This window comes from Chitinophaga eiseniae (assembly GCF_012641265.1).
Lineage (GTDB): Bacteria > Bacteroidota > Bacteroidia > Chitinophagales > Chitinophagaceae > Chitinophaga > Chitinophaga eiseniae_A.
The window spans coordinates 587,181-609,226 of sequence record NZ_JABAHZ010000001.1; the positions used below are offsets into that span (position 1 = coordinate 587,181).

17 protein-coding genes are annotated in these 22,046 nt (G+C 48.2%); 9 read left to right on the forward strand and 8 right to left on the reverse strand.

Annotated features, from left to right (window positions below; genetic code table 11):
• Positions 1–39: 39 nt before the first annotated feature.
• From HGH91_RS02275 to HGH91_RS02305, 7 genes are all read right to left on the reverse strand, one after another.
• Positions 40–1,002, reverse strand: a complete 963-nt coding sequence (locus HGH91_RS02275) for a hypothetical protein (RefSeq protein ID WP_168736833.1) — start codon at positions 1,000–1,002, stop codon at positions 40–42.
• 13 nt (positions 1,003–1,015) lie between these two features.
• On the reverse strand, positions 1,016–2,116 hold the full coding sequence (locus HGH91_RS02280) for a toxic anion resistance protein (RefSeq protein ID WP_168736834.1): 1,101 nt from the start codon (positions 2,114–2,116) through the stop codon (positions 1,016–1,018).
• 60 nt (positions 2,117–2,176) lie between these two features.
• Positions 2,177–2,791, reverse strand: coding sequence for a TerD family protein (locus tag HGH91_RS02285; RefSeq protein WP_168736835.1), 615 nt, complete (start codon positions 2,789–2,791; stop codon positions 2,177–2,179).
• 25 nt (positions 2,792–2,816) lie between these two features.
• Positions 2,817–3,371: a TerD family protein gene (locus HGH91_RS02290; RefSeq protein ID WP_145667271.1), complete on the reverse strand. Its 555-nt coding sequence runs from the start codon at positions 3,369–3,371 to the stop codon at positions 2,817–2,819.
• Positions 3,361–4,203, reverse strand: coding sequence for a phosphoribosyltransferase family protein (locus HGH91_RS02295; RefSeq protein ID WP_211092176.1), 843 nt, complete (start codon positions 4,201–4,203; stop codon positions 3,361–3,363). Before HGH91_RS02295 ends, HGH91_RS02290 begins: the two co-directional genes overlap by 11 nt.
• Positions 4,203–4,934 carry an HAD family hydrolase gene (locus HGH91_RS02300; RefSeq protein WP_211092177.1) on the reverse strand — a complete coding sequence of 244 codons (732 nt, stop codon included), beginning with the start codon at positions 4,932–4,934 and terminating at the stop codon, positions 4,203–4,205. Before HGH91_RS02300 ends, HGH91_RS02295 begins: the two co-directional genes overlap by 1 nt.
• A gap of 236 nt (positions 4,935–5,170) precedes the next feature.
• The gene (locus HGH91_RS02305; protein WP_168736836.1) at positions 5,171–5,986 is read right to left on the reverse strand and encodes a DUF4272 domain-containing protein; all 816 of its coding nucleotides are present in this window, start codon (positions 5,984–5,986) and stop codon (positions 5,171–5,173) included.
• 117 nt (positions 5,987–6,103) lie between these two features.
• Between HGH91_RS02305 and HGH91_RS02310 the strand changes: the two genes are divergently transcribed.
• Positions 6,104–7,186, forward strand: a complete 1,083-nt coding sequence (locus tag HGH91_RS02310; protein WP_168736837.1) for a Gfo/Idh/MocA family protein — start codon at positions 6,104–6,106, stop codon at positions 7,184–7,186.
• A 66-nt stretch (positions 7,187–7,252) separates the two neighbouring features.
• Here HGH91_RS02310 and HGH91_RS02315 read toward each other — a convergent pair whose 3' ends face one another.
• Entirely contained in the window at positions 7,253–8,116 is an 864-nt protein-coding gene (locus HGH91_RS02315; RefSeq protein ID WP_168736838.1) for an AraC family transcriptional regulator, read from the reverse strand.
• Between the two features lie 135 nt (positions 8,117–8,251).
• Between HGH91_RS02315 and HGH91_RS02320 the strand changes: the two genes are divergently transcribed.
• From HGH91_RS02320 to HGH91_RS02355, 8 genes are all read left to right on the forward strand, one after another.
• Positions 8,252–9,796 (forward strand): sodium:solute symporter, encoded by a 1,545-nt coding sequence (locus HGH91_RS02320; protein WP_168736839.1) that lies wholly within the window; start codon positions 8,252–8,254, stop codon positions 9,794–9,796.
• Between the two features lie 4 nt (positions 9,797–9,800).
• Positions 9,801–10,745: a dihydrodipicolinate synthase family protein gene (locus HGH91_RS02325; RefSeq protein WP_168736840.1), complete on the forward strand. Its 945-nt coding sequence runs from the start codon at positions 9,801–9,803 to the stop codon at positions 10,743–10,745.
• Positions 10,746–10,835: 90 nt separating this feature from the next.
• Positions 10,836–11,432 carry an RNA polymerase sigma factor gene (locus HGH91_RS02330; protein ID WP_168736841.1) on the forward strand — a complete coding sequence of 199 codons (597 nt, stop codon included), beginning with the start codon at positions 10,836–10,838 and terminating at the stop codon, positions 11,430–11,432.
• A gap of 80 nt (positions 11,433–11,512) precedes the next feature.
• Positions 11,513–12,493, forward strand: coding sequence for a FecR family protein (locus HGH91_RS02335; RefSeq protein ID WP_168736842.1), 981 nt, complete (start codon positions 11,513–11,515; stop codon positions 12,491–12,493).
• Positions 12,494–12,513: 20 nt separating this feature from the next.
• Entirely contained in the window at positions 12,514–15,978 is a 3,465-nt protein-coding gene (locus tag HGH91_RS02340) for a SusC/RagA family TonB-linked outer membrane protein (RefSeq protein ID WP_168736843.1), read from the forward strand.
• Between the two features lie 18 nt (positions 15,979–15,996).
• Positions 15,997–17,469, forward strand: coding sequence for a SusD/RagB family nutrient-binding outer membrane lipoprotein (locus tag HGH91_RS02345; RefSeq protein ID WP_168736844.1), 1,473 nt, complete (start codon positions 15,997–15,999; stop codon positions 17,467–17,469).
• A gap of 92 nt (positions 17,470–17,561) precedes the next feature.
• Positions 17,562–19,808, forward strand: coding sequence for a glycoside hydrolase family 20 zincin-like fold domain-containing protein (locus HGH91_RS02350; protein WP_168736845.1), 2,247 nt, complete (start codon positions 17,562–17,564; stop codon positions 19,806–19,808).
• 10 nt (positions 19,809–19,818) lie between these two features.
• Complete coding sequence (locus HGH91_RS02355) at positions 19,819–21,957, forward strand: hypothetical protein (RefSeq protein ID WP_168736846.1); 2,139 nt, start codon at positions 19,819–19,821, stop codon at positions 21,955–21,957.
• Positions 21,958–22,046 lie beyond the last annotated feature (89 nt).

The window sequence follows — 22,046 nt, forward strand, 5'->3', positions numbered from 1 at the left end:
AGGATTTGCACCAGTCTCCGGATTGGTGCAATTCTTTTATCAGATAGCGTCGGTATTCAGCATCGTCCTTAAAATATTCGTCTGCACATCGAAGTTGCCTATATTCTGCAGGAAATTTACATCCCCGATTTTTTCGCAATACTCCTCCAGTACCCCTTTTACATTGTCCGGTATGGCCACTTTCAGGATATTGGCCCGGCTCATCAATTGATCGTTTTTATCGGTTAACTCCTGTATCAGTTTTGCCTTTTTAGAAAGGGTATTGGTCCAGTCGATATCTTTTACCTGGGAAGGATCACAAAAGAGAAAGAGATTTTTGGAAGGATAATAAATGAAGAATTTATCCTCTGTAGTGAATTTATAAATCTCCACCACTACGTTCCCTGCTTTCAGTCCGTAGAAGAACTCGTTGCGGAAATCCGTCTTACAAAGCCATCCCATCAGCTTTTTCTGGATAATGGCATAGTTGTTCCGGTAAACTTCTTCCGGGTTAAAGCTCGTCAATGCCTGCAGTGTTTCCGGGGAAATATCAAAATAAAAATCCTGGGAAAAGCGTGCGCTAAAGGCATTGATGTTTTTGGAGAAAGGATAGTCTTCGGAGCCATCGGAGAGTACCTGGTATAATTTCCGGAGAGACAGGTTAATTTTAAGTGCCTGCTTTTGTTTGTCCAGGTTAAAATTCTTTTCTGAAAAAACGGAGTCATTGATTTTGTCGATCAACTCTTTATTGATCTGTATTTCGTCGAAGATCAGGCTCACATTCCGTTCGTTGCTGTTTTTTATTTTCTTCAGCAATTCAATGGCGGTGGCGGTGTATTGCAGGTGAAACAGTTCCAGCTTATTGATATCCAGTTCCGGGTTGGTTTCAAATAATTTATGGACAACCTGGCTTCGGAGGTATATTTTGTAAATAATCTCCTCTTCAAAAAAAGCGGACAGCAATTGTAGTTTGCTGATGGTTTTATTTGAGTCATTTAATATTCTTGCCAGGTTATCCTCCATCACTTTATCTCAATTAGCTAACGTTAGTTACGTTTTTCTTCAGTTCTGTTTCCAGGTTTTGCAGTTCGCCATTCAGCACTTTGCGGTTTTCAGCGCCCTGGTCATGAATTCTTTTCACTTCATGCAGTGTTTCTATCAACGACTGGGTAGTGCGTTTCAGGGTGTCGATCGATACAACGGTCTTTTCATTTTCTTTCGCTACCTCAATGCTGTTTTGTTTCAGCAGGTCGGCATTCTTTTGCAAAATGGTGTTGGTCGTATCAGAAATCTTGCGCTGCATTTCTACGTTGGCTTTCTGTCTTTGCAGGGCCACCGCAATGGTCAGCTGGTTTTTCCATACCGGGATGGTGGTGGAAATAATAGACTGTGCTTTTTCAGCGATCGACGTATTATTGTTTTGTACCAGCCTGATCTGTGCCAGCGATTGCAGCATGATAAAACGTACTACTTTCATATCGGCCAGGCGCTTGTCCAAACGGCTGATGAATTCCCGCAGGTCGGCAATTTCATAGTCGTTATAGTTGGCAGCATTCACTTCCATCTGTGCCAGCTTCTCATTCAGCTCATTGAATTTCAGCTGACCGGAAATGATCAGGTCTTCCATCTGTTTGATATAGTTCACGTTGCTGTCGAACATCGTTTGCAGGGAACTGTTATCTTTCAGGGAGTTGATACGACCCGCTTTTATTTTGTTGGTGATCTTGTCGATATTGGCAATAACGGTATCATATTTCTGGAAAAGCTTTTGTGCGTCGAACACAATCTTTTTCAGGAAAGGCACCTTAGACAAGAAGCTTTTAAAGGCGCCCTGGTTCAGTTCATCAACGTCAATATAGTTTAATTCCGAGAGCAGGTCGTTAATCAAACCGCCTACTTCGCCGGAATTGTAGGTACGTACAGAGGTGAGAAACTCGTTGCTGTACCTTTCCATTGAATTTTGTACCTCGGTACCATAATTCAGGATGGAGTTGACATCCGTAATGACCAGCGACTTATTCAGATCTGAATATTTTTGAGCATCCTGCGGCGTAATCTGGGATAAGTCGGCGTTGCCGTCTTTATCCAACCGCACTGCGGGTAAGGTCTGGTCTGTAACATTTGGGTTTACTTCCATAAGGTATCTGATTATATAGTGATGATGACTTTACAATAAGTGATCAGAAAAATACAGGGACTACAGGTAGTTCATGGCTACGGTGTTCACCGTTTCCTGGAGCTTCTTATCCCTGGTAGGTTCGCCGATAGCATTGAATTTCCATTCGCCGTTCTTTTTGTAAAACACGCCCATCACCATGGATACGTGGCCGGCAAAGCCCGGACCGCTGGCAATATCATAGGTAGCAAATACTTCGTTTACCCGGGAAGGCGTGCCTTCATAAATGCGGATAGAGGCAAATGGAATGGTGCCAAAATCGTGGCCACGGAAGCTGTTGAGCACAAACGCCACATAGTTGGTGCTGGCATTCAGGCGGGAGAAATCAACGGTAATCACTTCATTATCCAATCCGTCGTTGCCGTTCATATCACCGGTGAGGTCATCGCCGCTATGCATAATGGAATTATCTTTTGAGCGGAGGTTACCGAAGTATACTACTTCCAGCAGTTGTTTCTGTTCGTTGAACAGGGCGCAGCTACCATCCAGGTCTACCGCTTCCTTGGTTTTGGATAAACCAAAGAGGCCTTTCTTTTCGATAGCGCCCCAGTTAATGCCTACACAAATGTGTTGCAGTTTGGCGCCATTGCTTTTTTCGAGATTAATACGCTGGCCTTTCTGAAGATTGATTGCCATAAGGATATAATAATTTAAAAATAGATTAATTGTATTTGTTGAGATAATCCTGGAGTCCGCCTTTCATGCCTACGCCTACGGCTTCAAACTTCCATTCATCGTTACGTTTATAAATGCGGCCAAATTCTACGGCTGTTTCAATAGAAAAGTCTTCTTCCAGCTCATATTTCAGGATCACCTCGTTAGTTACGGGGTCAAACACACGTACATAGGAATTCCTTACCTGTCCGAAGTTCTGGCGACGGCTTTCCGCTTCATGAATGGTTACTACCACGCATACTTCTGTTACCCGGGGATCCATTTTGGAAAGGTCAATTTTGATCTGCTCATCATCGCCGGCGCCTTCACCGGTAAGGTTGTCGCCGGTATGTTCTACACCGCCATCGGGGGAAACCAGGTTATTATAAAAAACAAAGTGCTGATCAGACAATAATTTTCTGTTCTCTCCCATGATAAAGATGGAGGCATCGAGGTCGAAGCTGGTGCCAGTAGTAGATGCGTTGGCATCCCATCCTAATCCTATGGTGAATTTAGGCGCATTGATCGCCTGCCGCTGTCCCTTTTGCAAATTAATTGCCATGTTGTACGCTTTTATGTTTACTGTTGAATAAGTAATTACTGATAAAGTTAAGGTTTTTCTGGTAGGCTTCAATGGTGTGATAGCCATTACCCAGTGCCATATTATACAAAAGATTTATGAATTTATCCGATTGATTTTGCAGGAAAATACAAAAAGATTCATAGTCATAGTTCAATATGTACTTCACCAGGCGGGTGTTGATAAAGAATTGTTCTTGCTGGATGATTTTTTCCAGGTGGAAAATCGACTTCACGAAATGATAATTGAGATAGTTCTCAATATTGGGATGGATGTTCTTATTCTGCAATTCGGCATAATACAGCAGGTAGATGTCATTCTGCAGATCGTAGGTATCCACCATTTTGAGGATCATTTTCTCATGTCCACCGGTAATCCTGATATCATCGAGGAAAAGGATTTTTTTCCCTTCCAGGAATGCTTTGTCGATATGAAAACTATCGTTGCCGATCAGTTTCAGTCGTTGTGCCGCATCCAGCTCCCCATAATCCTCTTTATAGGTAATGGTGCGGTGTACTTTGGTTTCCTGTAACACCGGGTGTCCATGTATCGCCAGCCAGCGATTGAGCCGAAAAACGAAATGGTTTTTCATGGCAAAGGTGGCGGTAGGAATAAAAGAGTAGGGGCTGGATACCACTACCAGCTGGGGTACCGGGCCATTTTCCAGGTATGCCTTGATAAACCCTTCTGCCAGGCCAATGCCAAAGCGTTCTGCCACTTCATCGTCTCCAAACTTGAAACGGCTGTAGTCATCAGGGCAAAATCCGAAATTGCCGGTATCGGTAATTTTGTGCAATGAATAAGTAGTCGTCATCAGTTAAGCAGGGTTGAAATACATTGGTGATTAGAATTGATCAGCAGCGTAGCAATGCCCATGGCATCCGCGCCTAGTATATCCGCTCTTTTGTTGTCGCCAATATGAATGATATCCGCTAAGGCAGCCGGTTGCTGCCTGTTGGCGGCCACGGTATCCAGCATGAGCCGGAACAATGCCGCATTGGGCTTAGACATGCCCACTTCATCGGAATACAGCTGGAAATCGAGATAGGGCGACAGTTCCAGCTGTTGCAATACTTTACGCAGCGTACTCCCCTTGATGAAAGCCGTATTGCTCAACAGGCTCACCGTCGTATCCGGGTTTTGTTTTAGCTGCTGCAGCACCTTCATGGTTTGCGAACAATAAACCACGGGCAAGTACCGCAGCACCAGGCTTTCCATTTCCTGGTAAAGTGCCGGCAGATCAATGTTGTCGAACGAATGACTGAAATCGCTGATCTCATTGATGACCATCAGGTACATTTCCTCTGCATCGATATTGCCACCCGTTTTTTCGTTGATAGCATTACACATCAGGTCCACCTTCCGGAAAATCCGGCCCACCTCAGCTTCCGGCTTCTGCAGCGGGTTGAAGTGGGTATAAAAAAAACGCGTCCGCTCCTGTTTGAATAAAGGATTGGATTTGATGAGTGTTAACCAGAGGTCAAAAGAATAATGTTGGTATTGATTCATGTATTTTTCCAGCTTTATGATCTGGTGTTGCCCCATGCTTCTACAATTTCAGGGTTAACCCGTGGCATCATGTTATTATTTGGGCTCTCTTGTAAGCCTGTTTTCATCGTTTTGAACTAAGTATAGTTGGTCGCTTATTATCAAAAAGCCTGCCGATCGTTAGTCCCACTTGTCTAATATAGCATATAATCCTGCATTCCGCGCGATTTTTTTGTGAATTAAAGGATTGGTAATATGCGGATTTTCCCCATCCCCGTCACCTGTGTCTTTTCTCAGGAATCCGTGCTGACATTGTCCCAATCCTGGTTCAGGTAGCGGATCAACCAGTTCAGGGCATAGTGCCGTTCTGTCACTACATCACTGATCAGGCCTCCGGGCATTGGTGCATTATTTAAACGCGCATCTACACAGGCCCACTCATATCTCAAAATCAGGTCCGCCTGCTGCAGGATTTCTTTCCTGCTGCGCAGCTTTGCTTTACTCCGGAAATCCGCTTCAGATGTACTGATAATATGATGTACATCTTCCGCCACATTACAAGGTGCAGAAGGATACGACAAACTGTCGATATACCCCAATGCCCAGAGCATCACATGCGCGCCTTCTGCCCTCCAGTTGGCATCCGTCATATCCTGGCTGGTAGGATTCGTTGATGTTACAAACGCGGTTTCTTTATCGCTCAGTTTTTCCATCACCCGGTAATGGTTGCTATATTCATCCAGCACTTCTTTAGCGGGTTGCTCACTTTTCAATTCCATGAAACATAGTGCAATGGCCCGGTCTACCACTTCGTCTTTGCTGCGGAGGGTGACTTCGTTTTCCGGCATGGTGAACAATGCACGTGGGTTTTTATAAATAGGGATGCCATGAGCAGCGCAGATCTTTTCGGAAGCGCTGCGCCGGGCCTGTTGATCGGGAGTTGGGTCGATATCTTCTACTGGTACGCTGGCTGAAGGAAAGGCGCCGTTGCTTTTTACAACAGCCGTCGTATCAACATGGTCTTTTTCTTTAGTATTATGCTGGCTTTGTCCGCAGGCTACTATCATCGCAGCTGCGCCGGCAACAACAACTATTTTTGCTCGATTCATACAGTAGGTTAAAACGTAAATATACAGTTTGTTGAAAGAATTAGCGCTGCCGGCACTTGCAATTCTATTGCCGGCACTGTATCTTACGAATCTGGATAATGAAAAACTAAGGAAATTATGTCTGAAACAGCAAAACGTTTACGCGTGTTAGTAGTTGGCTGTGGTAACATGGGCGCATCCCATGCAACGGCCTATCATACGTTGGATGGCTTTGACATCTGCGGTCTTGTCTCTACCGGAACAAGTAAAGAAGTACTGAACAACAGCCTGGGTGGAGGCTATGCTTTGTTCAACGACTATGAAGCAGCGCTGGCAGCTACCCGCCCGGATGCTGTTTGCATATCCACTTACCCGGACACACATGAAAACTTTGCGATCACCGCTTTTGAAAATGGTTGTCATGTATTCATCGAAAAACCACTGGCTGATACCGTGGAAGGTGCAGAACGCGTAGCGGCCGCCGCCCGCAAGGCAGGCAAAAAACTGGTGGTAGGCTATATCTTACGGCACCATCCTTCCTGGGAAAAATTTGTGGAACTCTCACACCAGCTGGGCAAGCCCCTGGTAATGCGGATGAATCTCAACCAGCAAAGTCATGGTAACATGTGGCAGGTACACCGCAACCTCCTCAAAAGCCTGAGCCCCATCGTGGATTGCGGTGTACATTACATCGATGTAATGTGCCAGATGACCCGCTCTAAGCCATTGCAGGTAAGCGCTATCGGCGCCCGCCTGTCAAACGAGGTGGCAGATGGCAACTATAACTACGGCCAGTTGCAGATACGTTTCGAAGACGGCTCCGTAGGCTGGTATGAAGCCGGCTGGGGGCCCATGATGAGCCAGACCGCCTTCTTTGTGAAGGATGTGATCGGGCCTAAAGGCGCCGTTTCTATTGTGGCAAAAGAAGCGGAACGCAGTGGCAACTCCGATAACGTGGCCGCACATACGAAAACAGAGTCCCTGCGTTTCCACCATGCCGCCCTGGATGCCAATGGGCAATTTGTAGAAGCCGATAGCTGGATTAATACGGAAGAAGAGCCGGATCACCAGGAGCTCTGCAACCGTGAACAGCGCTATTTTCTGCATGCTATCCAGCAGGACACCGATCTCACCGATCATGTGCAGGATGCCATCAACAGCCTGCGTATCGCCTTCGCCTGCGATGAATCGGTACGTACCGGTAAAGTGGTGATGCTATAACCGTTAACTATTTCTATAATAAATGATGCCGTACCCGTCGGGTACGGCATCATTTATTATAGACCCTTAGTTGCCTCGTTTGTCCCGGAAAGTTTTTGGTGCTACGCCCATCACCAGTTTAAATGACCGGGAAAATGTATAGGGGTCGGGGTAACCCATTTCCGCTGCAATTTCTTTGACACTCCAGGGCGTTTCTTTTAGTAGCTGACAGGCTTTCTGCATGCGCAGGGAGGTGAACAGCTGTATCGGAGCATAGCGGGTCTTTTCTTTAAACAGTGCAGAGAGATAAGAAGCGGAGATCCCCATTTCCCGGGATAGACCGGACAGCGTCAGGTGCTGGTCCAGCCGTTGTTTCATGAGCTGTATACATTGCTCGATGATATTGTCGGCGCCCTTTTTCATATAATTGAAAACGCTGAGCCGGAAAGTGCCCAGGAAGCTGTAACAGCGGAAGTTGGCGTACAGCAGGTTCTCAATATTATTCATGAGATCGAGGTGGTGCAGGATATCATCAAACTGTGCATTGCGGCCTACCAGCGGGGGAATGGTACGTGGTTGCAGGTTAGTGCCCAGGTATCCATAAATATCATCGGCCAGTTGCCCGGCAAATTGCAGGGTATAAATCCGCCAGGAAAGGTCGGTGTCTGGATCGGCCTGGAAAGCAGTGCCTTTGGGAACCAGGAGGTATTGGTTAGCTTTCAGCGCAGTGCTGCGCCTGCCGATGGCCACCGTACCTTTGCCCTGCAGTACATACAACAGGGTATACACCAGCGTGCCATTTGATTCGCGGATGGCGCCGGCAGTATGTTCGGGGTAATGCCCGATAGCAGTAATGAAAAGATTTTTTCCCAGCGGGTGCTTTTCCAGCTTGCGTTGCAGCTGGGCTGGCAGCGTCCAGGTACCCGGCATGTTGGCGGCAGTGTGACTCATGGTGATAGTAATTTAAGCCATTCTTTTCATAACATTCAACATTGTTTGAACCGTAAAAATTATCAACCTTAGTGGTATCAACCGAAATGCGTTATATTCCTGTTTTCCACGTAAGCAATAAATAGAAAAACTGATATGCATCATTTGCCTTTAATAGATCTGGCTGTTATTGCGATTTACCTGCTTTGTATGATCCTGGTAGGCGTATGGTTTTCCAGGAAAAATAAGAATGCAGCTCAATTTACAACAGCATCCGGAAATATTCCAGGCTGGGCGTTGGGATTATCGCTGTACGCCACTTTTTTAAGTAGTAATACTTTCCTGGGAGTGCCGGGGAAGTCGTTTGGCAGCAACTGGAACGCGTTTGTCTTCAGTTTGTCGATGCCGGCAGCAGCGTTTATTGCCGCGCGTTATTTTGTACCATTCTACCGCCACAGCGGGGAGGTAAGTGCGTATACGCACCTGGAGCGGCGCTTCGGTCCCTGGGCCCGGACATACGCCATGATCTGCTTTATACTAACGCAGCTGGCCAGGATGGGGACTATTTTTTTTGGGGTGGCACTGGCACTGCAGGCGCTCACAGGGCTGGAAATGCGTACCATTATGACCGTTACCGGCAGCTGTATCATTGTGTATACAGTGCTGGGAGGAATGGAAGCAGTGATCTGGACGGAAGTATTGCAGGGAATTATCAAAACAGCCGGGGCGTTGATTATACTGGGGCTGGTGATCAGTGGCATGCAACATGGCGTAACGGACATTTTTCATATAGGCGTGGCCGATGGGAAGTTTTCATTGGGAAGCTTTAATATACTGGATCTGGGCAGCTCTACTTTTTGGGTGGTATTTTTATATGGGTTCTTTATTAACCTGAATAATTTCGGGATGGACCAGAACTATGTGCAGCGTTATCATACAGCCCGCTCTGCGGAGGAAGCCTCCCGCAGTATCTGGGTATGCGTATGGTGGTATGTACCGGTAAGCCTGGTGTTTTTCTTTATCGGCACGGCATTATACGCCTATGTACAACAGCACCCCGATATGCTGGCGATGATAAAACAACAGGTAGCCACGGAAAGGCAGGTAGCGCCGGAGTCGTTGTCGCCCGCCGATTATGGCGATAAAGTATTACCGTTGTTTATGGTGATGAAAGTGCCGAAAGGCTTACTGGGGTTGATTGTGGCGGCTATTCTTTCGGCCGCTATGAGTACGGTGAGTAGTGGTATGAACAGTACGGCAACTGTTTTCCTGAAAGATATTTACCAGCGGTATATCTCCCCGGTATCCACTCCCCGGAAAGATATGCGGGTATTATATATAGCCACTACCGTGAGTGGTATGCTGGCTATCATTTTTGGTATCGCTATGATAGGGGTAAAGAGTATCCTGGACATGTGGTGGGAGTTGTCGGGCATTTTTGCCGGTGGTATGCTGGGCTTGTTTCTCCTGGGTATGATATCAAAAACAAAGAACGCGGCGGCGTTGACAGCAACGATTATTGGGATGCTGATTATTATCTGGATGTCGCTGTCGAAATACCTGCCGGCCACCTGGCAGCATCTGCGCAGCCCTTTGCATGTGCATATGATTATCGTGGTGGGCACCCTGTCTATTTTCCTGGTGGGCATGCTGCTCTCGCGACTGCAGGCACAGCCATCTTCTTCGTCTAAAACCTCTTAGTGATATGCAAAAGAAATTTGTACCGGTGATGATCACCCCGTTTAATTTGAAAGCGCAGATTGATATGGGCATGGTGGAATACCTGGTAGACTTTTACCTGGAAGCCGGGGTAAAAGGTTTTTTCGCCAATTGTTTGTCATCTGAAATGTATAGTATCAGTGAAGATGAGCGACTAGACCTGACCCGCCATGTAGTACGCTATGTTAATGGCCGGGTGCCGGTAGTGGCCACCGGTTCATTTGGCCTTACCATCCCTGATAAGGCCCTGTTTACCGAAAAGTTGTATGATACCGGCGTAGATTCTGTAATTATGATCACGGGGCACTTTGCCAATGTAGATGAGCCAGACGAAGTATTGCTGCAGCGCTTTGAACAGATGTTTTCATTAACCGGCAATATCCCGCTGGGATTGTATGAATGCCCGGCGCCTTATAAGCGGGTCATTACACCAGAGATATTACGCACTCTACTTGATACCAACCGCCTGATTTACCACAAGGATACCTCCTGCAATGTAGACCAGGTAAAGGCCAAGCTGGCCGTAGTGGAAGGAAGCCGCCTGGAATTCTATGATGCGCATACACCCAATGGGGTAAGCTCCATGCAGATGGGCGCGGCGGGTATGTCGTCTATTTCCGGTAATTTTTACCCGGAGATATTGGTCTGGCTCTGTAACCATGTGAACGACGAAAGCCGCCAGGAGGACGTAAAATGGATACAGGAGGAATTGCGCAGGGTAGACCCGTTGATTCATGTGGCTTATCCCCTCAGCGCCAAATATTTTATGCAGCTGAGAGGCATGCCGGTACGCACCATTAGTCGTGCACACGCGCTGGAACTGACGCCTGAACAGAAATTGGTATTGCAGCAGATTTACCGCGACTTTAAAGGATGGTGCGAGCGGCTGCAAATCCGGGAAGTGGTAAGCGCCCCCTTGACATCACATTAATTCGTTGTTATATTTAGGGTAGCAATGATGATTGCATGCGGTTAATGTGTAGTTTAGAGAAAGATCCTTATTCCTAATTCACATAATTTGATGTCCACCAGCACTTACAATCCGCAGCACGACGAAAAGCTCTTCTGGAGCCGGCTTTGTGATGGAGACCGGGAAGCCTTCGGAGAGATATACCGGCGGTATTTTCCGCTGCTGTTCCGTTATTGTATCCGGTTTACCGCCGATCGCGGACTGGTGAAGGATGTGTTGCAGGACTTCTTCTCACAGTTGTTCCTGCAACGCGCTGGTCTTGCGCGGGAGGTACATATCAAGAGCTACCTGATGGTGTCGGCCCGCAGGAAGCTATTCCGTTACCTGGAAAAATCAACCCGGCAGCCAGGGATATTGGAAGAGGGTACGCTTTCCGGTTTTGAGCTGGAGTTGTCGCCGGAGAGTATCCTGATTAACCGGCAACACGACGAACAAGCTGCCCGCCTGCTGCGGCAGCAGTTGCAGGCACTCACCCTGCGGCAAAAAGAAGCTATCTATCTTCGTTTCTACGAAAACCTGAGTTATGAAGCCATTGCAGAGATTATGGTATTAAAGGAAGTAAAGTACGCCCGTACTTTAATATATAGGGCTATCGCCGAATTAAAGGAGTTGCTGGCGGTCAATGAATCCGCCCTGATGCTGCGCTAAAAAAAAGTTTAAAAATTCTTTCTTTTTCCTGAGGGCATCCGCCCGTTTTTTGACTCTTCTTAATAGTACAAGGTATTTTTATGGATTACAATGTGTATGACGCTGCTGATTTTGCGGCAGATGTTTCATTTCGGGAATGGGTGCTGGAAGGCGGTACTGACCGGGCTTTCTGGGAAAGCTGGCAGGCGGCTCATCCCGAAAAAGAAGCCTTGTTACAGGAAGCCCGAGCTATGGTACTGGCGCTCCGGTTTCGTACCAACGAAGTACGCCCTCATGAAATGGACGATATAAAACAGCAGATAGATCAATTGCTGGACGAATCCGTTAAAAAAAATAACGGACTTTGGATCAGGCGTATAGGGTATGCCGTTAGTGCAGTAGCAGCTGTACTGTTGATGTTTGTCGCAGTTTGGTATTACCAGGAAGATCGTCATCCGGAGAAAATTTTTGTACATACCGGTTTTGGCGAAACTAAAACCATCCATTTACCTGATGGTTCTGTGGTACAACTCAATGCCAATTCCGCGGTAAGCTATCCTGCGCAATGGACGAAAGAACAGGTAAGGACCGTGAGCCTGGAAGGGGAGGCCTATTTCAATGTATCTAAGGCGCCTGCGGGATTGCATCCTAAATTTCGTGTACTGCTGCCGGATGTCACCATAGAAGTAAAAGGCACTGCCTTTAATGTATATAACCGCCGCCATACTATTAATGTGTTGCTGGAAGAAGGGAAAATCGTTGTCAATGATAGCCTGAAAATGTTGCCGGGCGACATGATGCAATTCAGAGAACACTCCTCTCAACGGCTACACGCAGATCCGGCACAGCTAACAGCCTGGAAGCAACATCGCCTGGTGTTCAACAATACCTCCTTATCTGAGGTAGCACAACAACTGGAAGATCTTTACGGATATCGTATTCAATTCAGGGATAAAAGAATGGAAAGCCTGTTATTCACCGGTTCTGCACCCGCAGGCAACCCGGGAATATTATTGCAGGCGGTCGCCACGGTGCATCAGCTGAAAATGAAACAAAACAATTCAGTCATCATTTTTGAATAAAGTTTTTAAAATTTACAGTTATGCAAAAGAGCTTTACGAAGCTTTATGCTCCCTGGAGCGTCATGCTGCTATTATTGCTTTGGGCCACCAGCGCCGGTGCGCAGCAATTGATGGTCAGCAGTGGTAGCACCTCCCGGGAAGCAGGATCAGTTCCTTTACAGCAAATGCTGGCCAACCTGGAAACACGCTATGGTGTCAGCTTTAACTATGCCCCCGTACAGGTAGCCGGCAAATTTGTAGCCACCAGGACTACCCGCGGAAAAGAGGCCGACCTCGAAGGACAACTCCGCAAAACATTGCTGCCGCTGGGTTTGCAGGCGGTAAAATTAAGTGAGCATGACTATGCTATTCGCAGCGCCGATGCCGCGCCTGCCATCAACACCAAAGCAGCAGAGCAAATTGTAAAAGGAAAGGTGACCGATGAAAAAGGTAATCCTGTTCCCGGCGTAAGCATACGTGAAAAAGGCACCAACAATGGTACCGCTACCGATGCGGATGGCAACTTTTCTTTGAAGGTTGCCGGCGCAAACGCCATCCTGGTATTTCATTATGTAGGCTACCAGGCGAAGGAACTGGTAGCAGGCAGCGGCCTTTTGCAGGTACAGTTGAGCCCTGAAGTACGCAGCCTGGACGATGTGGTAGTGACCGCCCTCGGTATTAAACGCCAGGAAAAAGCGCTCGGTTATTCTATTGCCACCTTAAAAAGCGACCAGGTAAATACGGTAAAGGATGTAAACGTTGCCAATGCTTTGTCGGGTAAAGTAGCTGGGGTGAATGTACGCAGCACCAGCTCTGATCCCGGCGCCACTTCACTGGTAGTGATCCGTGGACAAAGTAAGCTGGACGGATATAATCAACCGCTGTATGTGGTAGATGGTGTGCCCATTGCACCTGCTGTACGCGCGCCCAAACAACCGGTAGGACAGGTGGTGGTGGATTATGGCAGCACCATTTCTGATATCAACCCGGATGATATTGCCAGCATGACTGTACTGAAAGGAGCCAGCGCATCTGCGCTGTACGGCTCCCGTGCGCTCAATGGGGTAATCCTGATTACCACGAAGTCAGGAAGCGGCGCCAAAAAAGGTTTAGGCGTTTCCGTTAATTCCAGTGCCCTGTTCGACCGTGCTACCCTGTTCCCAAAATTCCAGAACGAATTTGGTGCAGGGGATCGTACCGGGTCCGATGAAACTATTTCAGATGCCACCTGGGGACCCCGCCTCGATGTAGGTACCAAACATATACAATGGGACAGCCCCCTGGATGCTAACGGTAACCCTATCCCCACCGATTGGGTATCTTATCCTAACCGCCATAAAGATTTCTTCCGTACCGGCTCTACTTTAACCAACAATATAGCCGTAACCGGTAATAATAAAGATGGTAATTTCCGTCTGTCTTATACTAATCTTGCCAATGAAGGTATTACCCCTAACACCGATCTGAAAAGAAATACCATTAATCTATCCGCCGGGTATGCGCTGCATCCGAAAGTACGCGTGAGTACCAATATTGGCTATACGAAAAACACCAGCGACAACAGGCCTACCTACAACCGTGGAAGTGTATCCAGCATTGTATATACTACCACGCCAAACGTAGATATCAGGAAGCTCCGCAACTACTGGATTCCTGGAAAAGAAGGACTGCAGCAGTTCTCACATGTACCGGGGTCTACTGACAATCCCTACTTCGTAGCGTATGAGCTGACCAATGGATATAACCGTGATCGTATCATGGGAAATGTGGAATTGAATATAGATATCACAAAGGACCTGACACTGATGGCCCGTAGCGGTATGGACTACTATTCTGAATACCGGGAAAGTAAGCGTGCCTTCAGCGCTATTAAGAATCCCAATGGTGGCTATGGCATCGAAACGGAAACTTTTCGGGAACAGAATACAGATTTCCTGTTGAGCTATAAGAAGCAACTTAATAAGGATTTCTTTTTCTCTGTATCTGGTGGCGCTAACCGGATGAACCAGTCCGGCGCCGGTACTACGCAAAAAACAGAAAGCCTGGTAATGCCCGGCGTATACAGTATTTCAAATGCCAAGGCAGGCACAGTCTTCAATGATTCTTATCGTTTTACAAAACGTATTAACAGCGTATACGGCATGGGACAGGTGGCTTTCCGTAACTACGCCTTCCTGGATCTCACTGCCCGCAACGACTGGTCAAGTACATTGCCTCCTGAAAACAACTCGTATTTCTATCCTTCTGCTTCCCTCAGCGTAGTATTGACGGATATGTTGAATATCAAATCGAACATACTTTCTTTTGCGAAGGTAAGGGCTAACTGGGCGCAAGTTGGGGGAGATACGGACCCTTATAGCTTATATAACACCTTTGGATTCGGGCAGGATTGGGGAAATGTGAAGCGCGCCACCATTGACAATGCCTTGCTGAATAATAAATTGAAACCCCTGATTGCTACCTCCCATGAGTTCGGGGCCGACGTTCGTTTCCTGGATGGAAGACTGGGAATTGATGTCACCTACTATAATACCATCAACAAAAACCAGATTCTACGGATTCCGGTAACAATGGCTACCGGGTATAGCAACTTGTTGACAAATGCAGGTAAAGTAGGAAATAAAGGCATTGAAATCGGGTTGAATGCCACCCCGGTTAAAGGCGCCTTCCGCTGGGATTTACAGGTTAATTACACCAAGAATCGCAATAAGATCATTGAGCTGATGCCGGGCATTACCAACTACCTCGTAGGCGGGGCAGAAGGCATCCGATTCCTGGTGGCCGAGGGAACAGAAATGGGTGATATGTATGCCCAGAACTGGGCTACGGTGCCAGACGGAGAATTTAAAGGACAGCCTTTGCTGGCCAACGACGGGAGTTATCAGAAAGTAAATGATTACGTTAAAATTGGTAACTACAATCCCGATTTTATGGTGGGTATCACTAATACCTTTACCTACAAAGGGTTTACGCTGAATCTGCTGATCGACTGGCGCCAGGGAGGAAAGTTCTTCTCTTATGTTGCTAAAAATCTCCTGAGTGATGGACGTACGCAAACAACCATCCATGGCCGCGATCCGCAAACCGGCGGACTGGCCTGGAACGATGGTACTTACAACCGTACCGATGGAATGATCCTGTTTGGATATGTGGAAGAAAGTCCAGGTAAATATAAACTCAATGATATCGTGACGGATCCGGAAAATTACTACGGGGAATACTACTGGAGTTTCAATAGTCGCTCTACTTTCGATGCCAGCTATGTGAAGCTGAGAGAAGCTTCCCTGACATACAACTTTTCGAAGAAAGTGTTAGGCAGAGCGCCCATCAGCAATCTCTCCATCGCATTTATCGCCAGGAACCTGTTTACCTGGACCGCCGCTGAACAAGGGTATGATCCGGAAACGGCCATGACCATTGCCAACGGCAGTTTTTCACCAGGTGTTACCAGCTGGGGCTTACCATATACCCGTTCCTATGGCGTAAAACTGGGATTCAATTTTTAAACTAATAAATAGTTGGTTATGCAACGCATACCTGTTATATATCTACTGTTTTGCCTGGTGATACTTTCCTCCGCTTGTAAGAAGGGGTTGGAAGACATCAATGTAAATCCGAACAAATCGCAGGTGATCAACCCTGAATTCCTGCTGTCTACCTCGTTGATCAATACCGCTTATGATTACCAGGAAGATGCCTACTTCAATGAACCCGCATCTGCTGGGCGTTACATTACGATGGTACGTAACGAAGGTAATGATAAGTTCGATTGGGGCCCTCAGAGTTGGGATGGTAACTATTCCAAACTCTCGGTCAACTATGAAATGATGGACCAGGCTAAAAAGCAGAACGTACCGCAATATATAGCCGTAGGAAAAGTATTGGAGGCATTTAACTTTGCCTATCTGTCCGACCTGTTTGGCGATATCCCATATAGTGAGGCGTTGCGCCTGAAAGAGGACCGGATCCTGCATCCTAAATATGATCAGCAACAGGTAGTATACCCTGCTTTGCTTCAGTCACTTAAAGAAGCCAACGACCAGTTGGCTACGATTACCAATAGAGTAGATGCTACCGCAGACGCGATGTATGGCGGGGATCCTTTGCTGTGGCGTAAGTTTGCCAACTCGCTCCGGTTAAGAATGCTGCTGCGCATATCAAAGAGTTATGCGCCCGCATTTACCGATATGCAGGCCATTATCAATGATAAGGTAAAGTATCCCATCTTTGAAAGTAATGCAGACAACGCAGAAATAAAGTACCTGGGAGATGTGGGCGCCAACAGCTGGCCGGGTGGGCTCCTGGCCAATTCTTTTTCAGAGTTTGATAAACGTAAGCCCAGTAAGGAAATCGTTGATGCGCTACAACAACGCAACGATCCCCGTCTCGGTGTTTGGATCGCCAAAGTAGATGTGCTGACGGGTGGTACTGTTGATAACAATCCATACGTGGGCGTACCCAATGCCATTCCTGCACCATATGATTACAACGGCGGAGCAGATCATATTTCCCGCTTGTCAGCTATGTTCAAAAGTAATAGTCATCCTATGGTGAAAGCTTCCATGATGACTTATGCGGAAGTATGTTTCATCCTGGCAGAATGTGTACAGGCTGGTAAAATAACCGTAGCAGGTAAAACTGCGGAAAGTCTCTACTACGATGGTATTGGCGCCAGTATGAAATACTACGGCGTAGACCAGGTGGCCATCGATGCCCACTTCTACGATCAGCCGTCTGTTAAATATAACGGTACGCTGGAACAGCTGATAGGTCAGAAGTGGATTGCCGGGTTCCTGAAAGGAGCAGAAGCCTGGTTCGATAACCGCCGTACCGGCTTTCCTAAGTTCGTACTAGGTCCGCTGTCTGCCTCCACCAGCTTGCCCAAGCGCTACATCTATCCCACCGGTGAGCGTGATACGAACAACGACGAATACCTGAAGGCGTTAACGCAGTTTGGTCCGGATAAACAGACTACCCTGATGTGGTACCTGAAATAATATTATTACACACAGCCCTCACTGAGGTGGGGGCTGTACCTGTCCTGCTATTCCTTATACTTTATTCCTGTTAAATTTTCCTGGGTGAAATAATGAAAGGATTCCTTACTTTATTGCTATTAATTCCACTGCTATGCACTGCTGCTGTATGGAAGGAGGTTACCATCGTTTGTAAAGACAAACAGATTGCTGCACAGGTATTGCAGGAAGAAGTACAGCGCCGTACCGGTCTTTCCTGGCCTATTGCCACCAGGATGCCACCAACCGGCGATGTGATGCTGTTAATATTAGCGCCTGGAGCCCCCGAATCTTATCATGTTGAATACATTCCGGCTGCTGGCCACCGGCAGATCCGGGTAACGGCGCCGGATACACGTGGTTTGCTGTATGGAGTAGGGTACTTGCTCCGTACTATGACCTACCTGCCGCAGCAAGTACAGCTGGCAGACGGGATCAATGTGACGGCTACCCCGGAAAAGGCGATCCGCGGCCACCAGATCGGTTACCGCAATCTCGCTAACTCCTACGACGGATGGACGCCGGAACAATACGAACGCTATATCCGCGAACTGGCCATCTTTGGGGCTAACAGCATTGAGGCTATTCCCTTTATGCCGCCATCGCCGCATTTCCATCTTCCTTCCCACGACATGAATCTTCGCATCAGCGAATACTGTAAAAAATACGACCTGGACTTTTCCGTGTGGACGCCCGCCACCTTTGATTTGCAGGATACCGCCAAAAGAAATCATTTCCTCCTACAATTCGATTCCCTCTTCCGGGAGTCGCCCCGGTTGGATGCCGTATTCTTCCCGGGCGGCGATCCGGGCGACAATACCCCACAGTCGGTGCTGCCCTTCCTCGAAGAGCTGGCGCCCCGGCTAAAAAAATATCACCCGAAAGCATTGATCTGGTTATCGCTCCAGGGCTTTAACCCCGATGCCTGTACGTTCGTTTATTCCTATATCACCCAACACCAGCCGCGGTGGCTGGGAGGGATCGTGGTAGGTCCCTCCAGCCCCTCGCTGGAAGATACACGGGCAGCATTGCCGGCCCGGTATAAGATTCGCCACTATCCTGATATTACCCACACCGTACGATGCGACTACCCCGTGGTATGGTGGGATCCGGCCTTTGCGTTTACCCTGGGCCGGGAACCGGTGAATCCGCAACCGCAGTACTACGCTAATATCTACCGGTTTATAGCGCCTGTGATGGATGGATTTATCAGTTACTCTGATGGCGCCCATGATGACATTAATAAAATGACCTGGAGTATGCTCGGCTGGAATAGCCAGGCAGATGTCCGGGAAATTATACAGCAATACGCCAATTTCTTCTTTGGTTCTACCGCCAGGGATGCTGCCGCAGAAGGAATCCTGGCGCTGGAAAAAAACTGGGAAGGGCCTATTGCCAGCAACGCCGGTATTGCTGCCACCCTCGGATGGTGGCAGCAGCTGGAACAGCAGCACCCGGAACTCAGCACCAACTGGCGTTGGCAAATGTGCTTGCTCAGGGCTTACTACGACGCCTATACGCGGCAGCGTGCCATTCGCGACGCTGCGCTGGAAACAGCCGTGAACCAGGTACTGCTGGATAGCGGCGATGTAATATCCCGCGCAGAAAAAATATTACAACAGGCGGATACGGTAGTAGCGCCAGTATGGCGCCAGCGCATTGTCGATTTATGCGAGGCACTGTATCAATCTGTTGCGCTGCAAACCAGCGTCGCCAAATACAAAGCCGCAGGCCCGGAAAGGGGAGCGGTGCTCGACTTCCTCGACAGGCCTTTGAATAATCGTTGGTGGCTGGAAGATAAATTCAAATATATCCGCACACTACCGGCAACGGCACAACGTAAAGCGCTGGATACGCTGGCGCACTGGGAAAACCCCGGCCCGGGCAGTTTTTACGACGCGGTAGCCAATATTTCCAAATCTCCCCATGTACTCCGGTCGGAAGATTTACATACCGATCCGCTCGTACGCCGCAGCGATACGCCGGGCTTCGACTGGTGGGAGAGCGGCTACAGCCGCAAACGCCTGTCGTGGATGGTGAGCCTGCGCTGGCCGTCGGCATTGCGTTACGATCACCTCGACACCACCGCACGGTATGTAGTGAGGGTAACCGGCTATGGGGAAAGCCTGCTGAAAGCCAATGGCGTGCGACTCACGCCCGGTCTGTATGGCAAAGGCATCGGCGAACTAAAGGAATTTCCGGTACCGGCAGACCTGACTAAAACCGGTACGCTGCTGCTCACCTGGGACAACATCGACGAAGAACATCTGAACTGGCGCCAACATTCAAGGGTCACCGAAGTGTGGCTGATTAAATTATAAATGCATACGGATGAAGAAAGTTATTTACCTGGCCACGGGCCTGCTGCTGTCATGCTCCGCCTGGGCTACGCCCGATGATCCCTTTACGCAGGCGGTGTCTGTAAAATACACCGTGCCACAAGGCTTACATATGGTAAAGGTAGTCACCGATTACAATGATAACGTGCAGGTGCTTACCAAAGAAGGCTTTTATCGCCTGAGCGGGCAGGAGCTGGTCAGGGACCTGCGCTTTCGTCCCCTGGCACAAAAGATTCCCGTGGATGTTACTATCCGCGAGGGCAGCGGACATTTATACTACCTGTATGCCGATAAATGCCTGACCAACGGCTATGCCGGTATTCCTTACATTAATCTCCCATCCGGAAAGTTTAAGCGTGTAGCCGTCGACGTGAATGGTCGTATGTTGCTGGCAGGCGCTCAGGCGATGGCTATTGCCGACAATGGAAAGCTAACATCACTGCCTGATATCCGGGAAGGTGTTACTTCAATGGAAGCGAATGGGGGCGAATTTTTCATACTAACGTCCAAAGCAGTATACCAGCTGAAAGATAATCAGTTTATTCCCGTACACCGCGTAAACAACGCCACCGCCATGGCTTTCAGCGGGCAGGATATTGTGCTGGGCACCCATCACGGGTATTACGCCGTAAATCGCCATAGCGGGGATACCAGCTTATCGTTACAACTGAGTATACCCGTTACCGATATTGAGCAGTTACTCATCGTAAATGGACAGGTATGGGCCGGTACCCCACAAGGCGCATTCCTGAAAGGCGACAACGCCTGCCGGTATTTTGCCTCCCGCCGCTGGCTGGACCAGGACAGCGTAAAAGGCATGACCGTGGATAGTAACGGCGATGTGTATGTTTTAACCGGTACAGGTCTCAATAAAATCACTTTCAACCGGCAAACGCTGGCACAGAAAGCAGCTTATTTCCAGCGCAAGATCCGCGAAAAACATATCCGCTATGGATTCATCGCGAATCTCCAGCTGGATCCCCCCGGGGATGAAAGTACCGCCCAAATGGCCGATACCGACAATGACGGCCTGTGGTCCAGCTTCTACCTGGGCAGCCAGGCATTCCGGTACGCCACTACCAAAGAGCCGGCAGCCAAACGCTATGCCTGGGAAGCCTTTGAAGCCTTTGAAAGAATACTGTCTGTTAACCAGTTGACCGGTTTTCCTTCCCGTACCTTCGAAAGAAAAGGATACAAAAATTCAGATCCGGAACGATGGAGAGATTCACCAGACCCCGAATGGGAATGGAAAGGGCATACCAGCAGCGACGAATTTGTGGCCTATATATGGATTGCGGCCGTACTACATGAAATGGTGGCCGAAACACCGGAAGAGCAACAACGGGTCACTGCTTTCATTGATAAGATCATGACGCATATCCTCGACCATAAATATACCCTCACGGATATCGATAATAAGCCTACGCTCTGGGGCCGCTGGGGACCGGAGTACATCAACTGGTATCCCACCACCATCGGCGATCGCCGCCTGGGAAGCACTACCATCATGGCAGGGCTGCAACTGGCCTATGCCCTCACAGGTAAAGAACGCTACAAAACAGCTGCCTATGATCTGATCAAAAAACATGGTTACCTGAAAAATATACTCATCGACTACCGTACCATCAAGCCTACGCCGGGTTACCTGCATATGGGCATCGATATGGGTAACGGCGGCTGGAACCACTCCGATGATGAAATGGCATTTCTTACCTATTGGGTGTTATACCGTTATGCCTTTACGCCGGAACTGAAAGAACAATATAAAACAGCTATCCGCAATCATTGGGAAATGGAACGGCCAGAAAAGAATGCATTGTGGAACCTCATTACAATGGCTACTGCCGGAGATTTTGATGCAACAGCTACCACCTGGTGGTTGCAAACCTTCCCCATGGATCTGATCACCTGGACCATCACGAATAGTCACCGTCAGGATATTACGCTGCTGCCGGCTAATTTCCGCAACCAGACCACGGCGACCTTGCTGCCACTCGATGAACTGCCCGTGCACCGGCACAATGCCAATGCTTTTACCCTCGATGGCGGTCATAACGGCGATTCAGAGCTGGCCGGCGACGAGTTCCTGTTGCCCTACTGGATGGCGCGCTACCTCAAAGTGCTCGAATAGTCACGCAAAGGAGCTAAGGAGCAAAGATGCAGAGGAATTTTACTGATATCCTTAGTATTTCTTTGCGTCTTTGCTCCTTAGCTCCTTTG